The following is a 9,682-nucleotide window of genomic DNA, read 5'->3' on the forward strand; positions in this document are numbered from 1 at the left end:
GGGTGAGGCGCCCGGCCCGCGCGCGCGGCGCCACCTCTGCGGGGCCCCGTTTTCCCCTCGGGCCGCTCTTTCCGCTAATGTTCCCTCTCGTGCGAAAAGCACGGCCCTGTGGCGCAGTTGGTTAGCGCGCCGCCCTGTCACGGCGGAGGTCGCGGGTTCGAGTCCCGTCAGGGTCGCAGGAGAGAGCGGGCGCATCCGGTACACACCGGATGCGCCCGCTCTCGTCTGGACGGCGCGCCGACTACTCCTTGTTCAGTTTGTCCTGAACCGTGCCGGCGGCCTTCTCGACCGTGTTCGGCAGCTCCGTGGTGCCGTAGAACCGCGCGTCCGGGTGGGTCGGCGGCGGCATCGGCGGGCCCTCGAGCGGCTCGGGCGAGTACGAGAACTCGCCGTGACCGTCCGGCGTCGGGCCCGAGGCCCACGAGCCCTCGGCCGCGGCGGCGCCGTCGGAGAAGTTGTACATCGTGTACGCGTGCTCCGCGGCCTCCTTGGACTTGGGGAAGTTCGACGGCACGGGCAGCTCCTCCAGGCCCTCGGCCTGGAGCTCGTTGACCGCGGCGAGCCACTGGTTCTGGTGCATGGTGTCGCGGGCCAGCAGGAACGACAGCAGCTCACGGATGCCCGGATCGTCGGTCATGTGGTACAGCCGCGCGACCTGGACGCGGCCCTGCGACTCGGCGTTGACGTTGGACCACATGTCGGCGAGGAGGTTGCCGCTGGCGGTCACGTAAGCGCCGGACCACGGGTTGCCCATGGAGTCGACGGGACGGGCGCCGGCGCCGGCGACGATGCCATGTTGGACGTCGGTGCCGCCGATGACCGCGGCGACGGCCGGGTCGTTCTGGACGGCGGCCTCGGTGATGCCGAGCGGGGCGTCCTCGAGCAGCTGGGCGACCATCGTCGCGAGCATCTCGACGTGGCCGAACTCCTCGGCCGCGGTGCTGAACAGCAGGTCGCGGTACTTGCCGGGGATGTGGGCGTTCCACGCCTGGAAGCTGTACTGCATGGCGACGGTGATCTCGCCGTACTGGCCGCCGATCACCTCCTGCAGCTTGCGGGCGTACACGGCGTCGGGCTTCTCGGGCTTCGACTGGAATTGGAGCTTCTGCTTGTGGATGAACATGCGTCTCCTTCGGTCGTGCGCGGTGTGCGGGCGGCGTCGGCGTACGGCCGCTCCGGCGTGTGGTCGAGGTTAGGACGACCTACGCGGGGTTCAACCGCTCCGGCGAACGTGACACTTTTATGGACGACCGTCCATTTTTGAGGAGCCCTGGTGTGGCGGGCGAAGGTGCTGCGGGCGGTGGGGCGAAGAAACTTGCGTTAACTCCGCGTCCGCGGGCCGAGACGCGCTGCGATCTGGTCGCGCGTGGTGGCGTAGGTAAGCAGGAAGTGTTCCAGCGCGACCTGCGCGTGGCGGGGTAGGAACGGGGCGACGGGCACGGTGGTGCGCTGCATGACGTGGCGACCGTCGAGGACCCAGCAGGTGAGGTCGTCGTCCAGGTTGAGGCGCGCCACCTCGAGAGCGGCCTCGGCGCGGGAACGCACACCTCGAACGACCCACGCCCAGATGCGGGCGAACGGCTCGTCCTCGGTGAACGAGACGTGCATCCGGTGGCCGACGTGGTCGAAGACCAGATGGCCGAGCTCGTCCACCACGCACGGCCGGCCGGTCACCTGTTCGATGATCGCCTCGTACCGCTCGCGGGCGTCCACGTGGTCCTCGACCTCGACGGCCACGTCGATCGGGTTGGGGTAGTCGGCGGGGTCGCGTCCGACGGGTACGGAATCGGACCGGATGAGCCTGAGCGCGCCGGTATAGCGGCCGACCGTCCCCTCACACCGGAGGGTGAGCAACTGGGGGTGCGGGACTCCCAGCCGGTCGCGGCAGGCGTCGACCACCGCCCGGGCGATAGGCGCCGGCGCGGTGGGGGCGGTGTGCGCGATCATCTCCTCGACGAGGTCGTGCCCGGCGGGGCGGGCGGTCACCCAGGCGACCGCCCCGCCCGCCGCCAGTTGGACGGTGCACCGCCCCTGTCCGCCGGACGGTTGTGACGGTGCGCGGAACTCCATCGCGCCCACCGCCCCGGGCCTGCGGAGATGTCCGGTGAGGGTGTGCTCGAAGTCGTGCCACGGGTCGCCCGCCGGGCGCAGGGAGGCGCTACCCGGTCCGAGGCGGTGGTCCTGCATGACGTCACCCCACCGGCACGAGGGCGGCCACGTCGTCTACGGCCCGTCGCAGCTCTCGCGTGGCCGCGCAGTCGCCGAGTCGCTCGGCGACAGTATCGGCGATCGCGCCGTAGAACCACAGCTTCTCCTGCGGGCCGGCGTTGAACACGCCCCACATGCCGTCGCCCAGGCGGCCGTGCGCGGAGACCATCGACCGGAGGTTGTGGATCTTGTCGGCCGCGGAGATGAGCAGGCACTCGGGGGAGTCCTCGGCCAGGCGGGCGAGGTAGCCCTCCTTGCGGACCCGCCACGGCGGGGTCTCCTCCCCGGCGGTCTTCTCCTCGGACACGCCGCGTACAAACTCCGTGACCCGGTCGCCGAAGTCGGCGGTCATGTCCGCGGCCGAGTACACCGACGGCGGCACGTCCTCCAGCACGTCGTGCAGCAGCGCGGCGACCGCCACGTCCTCGTCGTCGGTGAAGTCCGAGACGATCAGCGCCACCGCGACCGGATGGGCGATGTAGGGCGTCGGGTCGTCCTTGCGGGTCTGACCTGCGTGGCAGCGGGCGGCGACCGCGAGCGCGCGGTCGAGGGTAGGGGTCCAGGTGAGCGGCACGGTGCACTCCTCGAGGGAGGGGTCCCGGCGTCGGGCGACGCCGCCGGGTGGTGGGGTGACGCCGGAGGTGACCGGCGTCCCTTCCACAGTCTGAGTAGACACCAGGGGTACGACACGAGGGAACCGTTCGACGCGTCCGGTCCGCCCTGATGACCGGCGCTAGCACCCTCCTAGAAGGTCTTGGCGTCGATCACGAACCGGTAGCGCACGTCGGAGGCCACCACGCGGTCCCACGCCTCGTTGATCTGATCGGCCGAGATGAGCTCGATCTGGGCGGTGATCCCGTGCTCGGCGCAAAAGTCCAGCATCTCCTGCGTCTCGGGGATACCGCCGATCATCGAGCCGGTGAGGATCTTGCGGCCGCCGGTCACCGACCCCGCCCGCAGGGACATCGGCTCACTCGGGATGCCGATCTCCACCATCGCTCCGCGGGGCTTGAGCATGGCCAGGTAACGGTCCAGGGGCAGATTGGCGGAGACGGTGTTGAGGATGACGTCGAAGCTGCCTCGAAGGGCCCGCAGGTTCTCCCTGCCCTCGTCGCCGGCGGTCGCGTAGTGCTCCACGGCGCCGAACTTCAGCGAGTCGTCACGCTTGGAGGTGCTCTGGGACAACACGGTCACCTCGGCGCCCATGGCCACGGCGAGCTGCACGCCCACGTGCCCGAGCCCGCCCATGCCGATCACCGCGACCTTCGTGCCGGCGCCGACGTTCCACTGACGCAGGGGCGAGTACATGGTGATGCCGGCGCACAGCAGCGGCGCGGCGGCGGCCGGGTCGAGGCCCTCGGGGACGGAGACGACCATGCGCTCCTCCACCACGATGTGCGTGGAGTAGCCGCCGTTGGTGACCGGGCCCTCCGGGTCGCCCTCGGGCAGCGGGGAGCCGTAGGTCGCGGTGGCTCCGACCTCGCACTCCTGCTCCTGACCGGCTTCGCAGGCGGAGCACTGGTGGCAGGCGCCGACCAGGCATCCGACGCCCACGCGGTCGCCGACCTTGTGGCGGGTCACCTCGGATCCGACCTCGCGGACGATGCCGACGATCTCGTGGCCCGTCGTCACCGGATAGACGGTGCGGCCCCACTCGCCGCGCGCGTGGTGGATGTCCGAGTGGCAGATGCCGGCGAACTCGATCTCGATGAGCACGTCCTCGGCACCGGTGTCCCGGCGTCGGATCGTGGTCTTCTCCAGCGGCGCGTCCGGTGCGACGGCGGTCACGGCGGCGACGTCCATGTGGTCTCCCGAAGATCGAGGGCAGGGCTGGCGCCACAGTAGCGATCCGGCGCGGAGCAGGTCGTCTGCCCAGATGACGAGGGGGTACACCGCGACCGAACTCGGGGGAACCGTTCGGCGCGCCCGGCACGTCGTACTGGGTGACGGCCGCTGGACGGGCTGGGACGTGACGACGTGGGTATGACGACGTGAGTATGACGACGACGAGGAGCTCAGGTGTCCGATGGGACGATCAGGGCGGACGCCGCGAAGATCGCGAAGGCGGTCTCCGTGTTCCGCGACGCCGGGGAGAGGTCCGAGGACATCGCAATCGACGAGGTCGCCGAGGATCTGGGTGAGGGTCTGCCCGGAGGGTCGGCGATCCAGCAGGCTCTCGACCGGGCCTGCGGCGCGGCAGCGGTGTGCGCCTCGCGGAGCGCGGGGCGGCTCGTCGGACTGGCGGACTTCGCGCACGAAGCGCACGGGTTCCTGGAGGCCTCCGATGAGGAGTTCGCCGCCCTACTCGGTTCGGTGGCCGGGCGATGAGTTACGCGGTGGGGGACCTCGTCCGGTGGAACCCCGGGGCGCTCCTGGCGGCGGGAGAGGCGGTGTCGGCCAGGGGGGCCGCGGCCGACGGGGCCCGCCGTGTTCTGGAGGACGGGGCCGGGCTGCTTGACGAGGGGTGGGACGGACGATCCGCCGACGCGGTTCTCGATGCTGTGGAGAACGAGAAGAGGCACGTCGCCGCGCTCGCGATGGGACTCGAAGACCTCGAGGACGCGTTGCGGCGGGCCGCCGAAGCGCTGCGCTCCGCGCTCGCGACGCTGCAGGATCGGCTCGCCGACGCGGAGGCTGTCGGTCTTCAGATCGTCGGCGACTCCCTGACCTGGGTCGAAAGCCGCGGCGACACGGATCAGGCGACTCTTGACCTTCACTCCGAGGCGATCAGGGGCGCGGTCGAGACGGTGCGTTCGCTCGACGAGCACTATGCGCGGGAGATCGACGAGATCGCGGGCGCACTCCACCACGCGATCCCGCCGGCGGTCGACCGCTCGCCCATCCCGGGCCCGGACGATCCGTGGCCGAGCCGAGGCGTAGACGTCGCCACGGGGGGATTTCAGGCCGCGCTCCCTCGTTACGCAGACGAGATCGACCCTTCAACGCGCGGGGCACACGCAGCCTCCCGACTCCCTGACGAACTTGCTCGATCGAGTTCCAGGGCCTTTCGGTTCCTGGGAAAGAGTGCCGCCCCGGTGGGCATCGGACTGACCGTTCACAGCGGCGTCACTGACTTCGCCGAAGGTCGCGTCTCCGCCGATGAAGCCCTGATTGAGACGGGCGGTGCACTCGGGGGAGGGGCTGCAGGCGGCGCTATTGCTGGAGCGGTGACGGGCTCCGTATTCGGTCCCGCGGGTACGTTCATCGGCGCTGGAATCGGAGCGGCCGTCGGGGCCGAATTGGGAAAGAAGGCGGGAGATTGGCTGCATTCTCGATTCGTTGACAGGTGAACTCAGTAGAGCGAACACGGATGTGGAGGGCTTCCAATGGTGAATCGGCACCGCAGGGCGGGGCGCAGGAAGCCGCGCGAGTATCTCAAGTCGTTCTTCTGGGATATCGATGAGTTTCCCGGGTACTTCGCGGGCTTCTATGGGGGGATAGCCCTCGTCGTTTTGGGTGTAATAGTCGGGCTCATCGCATGAGACGACAGGAAGGCTGGCGATTCGGGAACCGAGTTGCCCAGAAGCGATCGCGGTGATGGGTGATGACTGAGAAGCGGTGGTACGTACGGGAGAACATCATCGGACCCGATGGTGTCGAACTGGGTTACTGGGAGTCGCGGTGGGTGGAGTTCAAGCGCTTGTTCGCCCAGTCCTGGAACAACGGGTATGTCAAGGAGACGGTCATCCTCTGCGCTGTGGTGTGGGTGGTGACGGTGTTCGGGATGGCGTTCCTCGGCTGGCGCTGAGGCCGAACACCATCCGTCGATAACCACTGACGGCCGTCAGCCCATATGTCTATGATCCAGATCACACTCACGTCTGTGAAGGAAAATCCATATGGCCGACACCGTCCGCGACCAACTCCGCCGCCACGCCGACTCGGACTCCACCGCGATCCGCTACGAGGACACCTCGATCACCTGGCGCGACTACCTCGCCGGCGCCGACGCCCGCGCGGGCGCGGTCACCGCGATGCTGGACCCCGACCGCCCCCGCCACGTCGCGACGCTGCTGGAGAACACACCGGAGATGCTCTACGCGCTGGCGGCCGGGGCGGCGGGCGGCTACGTCACCGTCGGCCTCAACGCCACCCGCCGCGGTGAGGGCCTCGCTCGCGACATCCGCAAGGCCGAGTGCCAGGTCATCCTCACGGACTCCGAGCTCAAGCACCTGCTCGACGGCCTCGACCTGGGGCAGGTCAATGTGGTCGACACGGACTCCGACGAGTGGGCGGCCCTGGTGGCGGCCTCGTCGGCGCCGCAGGATCCACCGCCGGTCGAGGCGATGGACCCGTTCATGCTCATCTTCACCTCCGGCACCTCGGGCGACCCGAAGGCGGTGCAGGTCGGCAACTTCACCGTGACGATGTCCGGCGAGAACCTCGCGCAGAACTTCGGCCTGACCCCGGACGACGTGACGTACCTGTCCATGCCGCTGTTCCACTCCAACGCCATCATGGGTGGCTTCTCCCCGGCCATCGCGGCGGGCGCGACCATGGCGCTGGCCCGGCGCTTCAGCGCGTCCCGGTTCGGCGACGACATCCGCCGCTACGGCGTGACCTACATGAACTACGTCGGCAAGCCGCTGGCCTACATCCTCGACACCCCGGCCCGCCCGGACGACGCGCAGACCACCCTGCGCGCGGCCTTCGGCAACGAGGCCGCCGCCAAGGACATCCCCGCGTTCGCCGAGCGCTTCGGCTGCCGGGTGTGGGACGCCTACGGCTCCACGGAGCTCGCGATCATCATCACCCGCACCGAGGAGTCACCGCTCGAGTCCATCGGGGTGCCGTTCCCGGGGGTCGCCGTGTACGACCCCGTCACCGGGGAGGAGTGTCCGCGCGCGGTTTACGACGACGACGGCAAGGTCGCCAACCTCGACGAGTGTGTGGGCGAACTCGTGAACACGCAGGGGGCGGGGTTCTTCGCCGGCTACTACAACGACGACAAGTCGACTTCGGACCGGATGAGAGACGGGATGTACTGGTCGGGCGACCTGGCGTACCGCGACGCGGACGGCTTCATCTACATGGCCGGCCGCAGCGGGGACTGGCTGCGCGTCGACGGCGAGAACATGGCCACCGGCATCGTCGAGGAGATCCTGCTGCGCCACCCGGCGGTGTCCCGGGTAGCGGTCTACGGGCTGCCGGACCCGCGCGGGGTGGGCGATCAGCTCGCAGCGGCGATCGTCCCGCGCCACGACTCGACACTCGACCCGGCGGGTCTGGAGGAGTTCCTCGCCGCGCAGCCGGACCTGTCGCCCAAGGCGTGGCCGCGGTGGGTGCGGATCGCCTCGGAGCTGCCGACCACCGCAACCAACAAGATTCTCAAGCGCGAGCTCATCCGGCAAGGCGTGGGGGCCGCCTCCGAGGGCGCGGACATCTGGTGGGAGCGCGCCGAGCGGGGCACCGCGTACTCGCAGCTGGCCGGGGCGGGCGTGTAGGCCGCATGGTCCACGTCGTCACGCGGTTCGACTTCCGCGCGCCCGGCGCCGGCCCGGAGGAGCGCCGGGACCGGTACCGGGCGGCCCTCGAGATGGCCCGGTACGCCGAGGAGAGCGGCCACGACGCCGTCAACCTCTCCGAGCACCACGCCTCGGAGGACGGCTACCTGCCGTCGCCGCTCATCGCCGCGTCGGCGGTCGCGGCGGTGACGAGCAGGATCCCCATCACCGTGTGGGCGCTCATCGCGCCGCTGTACGACCCGGTCCGCCTCGCCGAGGACATCTCGGTGCTCGACCACCTCGCCTCCGGCCGAGTGAGCTTCACGTTCGGCCTCGGCTACCGGCCCGTCGAGTACGCCCTGCACTCGCGCGAGTGGCGGAACCGCGGCGCCCGCCTCGACGCCCAGCTGCAGACGATGCTCGCCGCGTGGCGGGGCGACGCGGTCGGCGAGGACCCGGTGGACGGCTCCCCGCGGACCTCGCCCACCCCGAGACCGTTCTCCGACCCCCACCCTCTGATCTTCCTCGGTGGCGGGGGCGCGGCCGCCCGGCGGGCCGGGAGACTGGGCATGCACTACTAGCCACAGCTCGATGATCCCGCGCTCACCGCGCTCTACCGGGCGGAATGCCTCGCGCACGGGCACCGGCCGGGCCTCGTCGTCGCCCCCGTACCCGGACCCGCGACGGTGTTCTGCGCTGAGGACCCCGACGAGTTCTGGGCGCGCCACGGCCACCACCTGCTCGCCGACGCCGAGGGCTACCGCGCGTGGCAACCCGGCGGCGCGCGGCAGGACGGCGCCCGGTCGGACGCGCGCAGGTCGTTCGTGCACTCCGACGCGCGGACCGTCGGCGAGCTGCGCGAGGAGGGCGTCTACGTCGTGGTGACCCCCGACCAGCTCGTCCGGTTGGTGCGCGACGGCGACCTCCGGCTCATCACCAATCACCCGCTGTGCGGCGGCATCCCCCTCGAGGCCGGGTGGGAGTCGCTGCGGCTCATCGGCGAGCGTGTGCTGCCGGAGATCCGGTGAGTGGGCCGTCGCGCCCGTAGTCTCGGCTGATGAGCACCGAGACCGCCCGCCCTGGCACGACCCGACCCGACACTGCCCGCCCCGGCACCGCCCGCCCCGGTTCAGCCCGCTACTGGGCCATGCCCGCGGCCCTCGGGGCGATGGGGGTCCTGCACTTCGCGAAGCCCCGGCCGTTCGACGGTCTCATCCCGCCCGAGTTGCCCGGCAGCCGCCGCGCGTGGACGTACGGGTCGGGCGTCGCGGAGCTGGCGGTCGCCGGCCTGCTCGCCGTCCCGCGCACGCGTCGGCTGGGCGGTGCGGCCGCGACCGCGCTGTTCCTCGGCGTGTTCCCCGGCAACCTGCAGATGGTCCGGGCCTGGCGCCGCAAGCCGGTCTGGCCGTACCAGGTGATCGCGTGGGGCCGGCTGCCGCTGCAGGTGCCGATGATTCTCGCCGCCGACCGCATCCGCCGCGGCGCTTGACCCGGGGCGCCTGACGCTCCCTACGCGCCGCCGTCCTCCCACGCGGCCCCGTCCTCCCAGGCAACGAGGCGCGCGAGGGCGTCCCGCTTGACGTCCGCCGGCGCGAACGACGACTCGATCGACGTGCGCGCCACCTCCACGAGCAGCGCCTCCGGCACGCCCATCCGGTCGTGGGCGGACATGTACTCGTCGACCACGTCCGCGCCGAACAGCAGCGGGTCGTCGGCGCCGATCGAGCACCGCACCCCGGCCTCCAGTAGCGCGGGCAGCGGATGCTCCTCGAGGGAGGGGCTCACCCCCAGCACGACGTTCGAGGTGGGGCACACGTCGAGGCACGTGCCCCGCTCGGCGAGCAGTTCGAGGACGCGCGGGTCCTCCACCGCGCGCACCCCGTGCTGGATGCGGTCCACGCCCAGATCGACGGCGGAGCGGACCTCCTCCGGCCCGCCCAGCTCGCCGGCGTGGGGCACCACCCCGAGTCCGGCGTCGCGGGCGATCGCGAACGCCTCCGCCGCCGCGGCCACGGGGCTGTCCCGCTCGT

11 protein-coding genes, 1 tRNA gene and 1 pseudogene are annotated in these 9,682 nt (G+C 70.8%); 8 read left to right on the forward strand and 5 right to left on the reverse strand.

Translation table 11 applies throughout. From position 1 onward, the window contains the following. Positions 1-102 precede the first annotated feature (102 nt). Positions 103-176: transfer RNA gene (locus G6030_RS09480), tRNA-Asp, on the forward strand. Positions 177-241: 65 nt separating this feature from the next. On the opposite strand, the gene G6030_RS09485 is transcribed toward G6030_RS09480, so the two are convergent. From G6030_RS09485 to G6030_RS09500, 4 genes are all read right to left on the reverse strand, one after another. Continuing rightward, a complete protein-coding gene (locus G6030_RS09485; RefSeq protein WP_182642970.1) occupies positions 242-1,123 on the reverse strand; it encodes a manganese catalase family protein in 882 nt (293 codons plus the stop codon). 197 nt (positions 1,124-1,320) lie between these two features. After that, positions 1,321-2,187 carry a hypothetical protein gene (locus tag G6030_RS09490; RefSeq protein WP_182642971.1) on the reverse strand — a complete coding sequence of 289 codons (867 nt, stop codon included), beginning with the start codon at positions 2,185-2,187 and terminating at the stop codon, positions 1,321-1,323. Between the two features lie 4 nt (positions 2,188-2,191). Further along, a complete protein-coding gene (locus tag G6030_RS09495) occupies positions 2,192-2,884 on the reverse strand; it encodes an HD domain-containing protein (RefSeq protein WP_347238626.1) in 693 nt (230 codons plus the stop codon). A gap of 68 nt (positions 2,885-2,952) precedes the next feature. After that, positions 2,953-4,011 (reverse strand): NAD(P)-dependent alcohol dehydrogenase, encoded by a 1,059-nt coding sequence (locus G6030_RS09500; RefSeq protein WP_182642972.1) that lies wholly within the window; start codon positions 4,009-4,011, stop codon positions 2,953-2,955. 216 nt (positions 4,012-4,227) lie between these two features. On the opposite strand from G6030_RS09500, the gene G6030_RS09505 reads away from it, so the two are divergent. The 7 genes from G6030_RS09505 to G6030_RS09530 all read left to right on the forward strand — a co-directional run bounded on the left by G6030_RS09505 (position 4,228) and on the right by G6030_RS09530 (position 9,141). Continuing rightward, a complete protein-coding gene (locus G6030_RS09505) occupies positions 4,228-4,536 on the forward strand; it encodes a hypothetical protein (RefSeq protein WP_182642973.1) in 309 nt (102 codons plus the stop codon). Then, positions 4,533-5,498 (forward strand): hypothetical protein, encoded by a 966-nt coding sequence (locus G6030_RS09510; RefSeq protein WP_182642974.1) that lies wholly within the window; start codon positions 4,533-4,535, stop codon positions 5,496-5,498. The genes G6030_RS09505 and G6030_RS09510 overlap by 4 nt, the downstream gene beginning before the upstream one ends. 254 nt (positions 5,499-5,752) lie before the next feature. Next, positions 5,753-5,956, forward strand: coding sequence for a hypothetical protein (locus G6030_RS09515; protein WP_182642975.1), 204 nt, complete (start codon positions 5,753-5,755; stop codon positions 5,954-5,956). 91 nt (positions 5,957-6,047) lie between these two features. Then, entirely contained in the window at positions 6,048-7,652 is a 1,605-nt protein-coding gene (locus G6030_RS09520) for an AMP-binding protein (RefSeq protein ID WP_182642976.1), read from the forward strand. A 5-nt stretch (positions 7,653-7,657) separates the two neighbouring features. Then, on the forward strand, positions 7,658-8,233 hold the full coding sequence (locus tag G6030_RS16505) for an LLM class flavin-dependent oxidoreductase (protein WP_241724275.1): 576 nt from the start codon (positions 7,658-7,660) through the stop codon (positions 8,231-8,233). Between the two features lie 105 nt (positions 8,234-8,338). Next, positions 8,339-8,680, forward strand: a complete 342-nt coding sequence (locus G6030_RS16510; protein ID WP_241724276.1) for a hypothetical protein — start codon at positions 8,339-8,341, stop codon at positions 8,678-8,680. Between the two features lie 119 nt (positions 8,681-8,799). After that, positions 8,800-9,141 (forward strand): hypothetical protein, encoded by a 342-nt coding sequence (locus G6030_RS09530; protein ID WP_182642978.1) that lies wholly within the window; start codon positions 8,800-8,802, stop codon positions 9,139-9,141. Positions 9,142-9,161: 20 nt separating this feature from the next. Here the strand turns inward: G6030_RS09530 and G6030_RS09535 are convergent. Beyond that, positions 9,162-9,682: pseudogene (locus G6030_RS09535) on the reverse strand (adenosine deaminase); the annotation flags it as partial.

It is taken from the genome of Dietzia sp. E1 (assembly GCF_014145015.1).
GTDB classification, from domain to species: domain Bacteria; phylum Actinomycetota; class Actinomycetes; order Mycobacteriales; family Mycobacteriaceae; genus Dietzia; species Dietzia cinnamea_A.

Excerpts from the sequence above, each read along its gene's own strand:
- G6030_RS09485 (WP_182642970.1), bottom strand. The coding sequence starts at position 1,123 with ATGTTCATCCACAAGCAGAAGCTCCAATTCCAGTCGAAGCCCGAGAAG.
- G6030_RS09490 (WP_182642971.1), bottom strand. The coding sequence starts at position 2,187 with ATGCAGGACCACCGCCTCGGACCGGGTAGCGCCTCCCTGCGCCCGGCG.
- G6030_RS09500 (WP_182642972.1), bottom strand. The coding sequence starts at position 4,011 with ATGGACGTCGCCGCCGTGACCGCCGTCGCACCGGACGCGCCGCTGGAG.
- G6030_RS09510 (WP_182642974.1), top strand. The coding sequence starts at position 4,533 with ATGAGTTACGCGGTGGGGGACCTCGTCCGGTGGAACCCCGGGGCGCTC.
- G6030_RS09515 (WP_182642975.1), top strand. The coding sequence starts at position 5,753 with ATGACTGAGAAGCGGTGGTACGTACGGGAGAACATCATCGGACCCGAT.
- G6030_RS09520 (WP_182642976.1), top strand. The coding sequence starts at position 6,048 with ATGGCCGACACCGTCCGCGACCAACTCCGCCGCCACGCCGACTCGGAC.
- G6030_RS16505 (WP_241724275.1), top strand. The coding sequence starts at position 7,658 with ATGGTCCACGTCGTCACGCGGTTCGACTTCCGCGCGCCCGGCGCCGGC.
- G6030_RS09530 (WP_182642978.1), top strand. The coding sequence starts at position 8,800 with ATGCCCGCGGCCCTCGGGGCGATGGGGGTCCTGCACTTCGCGAAGCCC.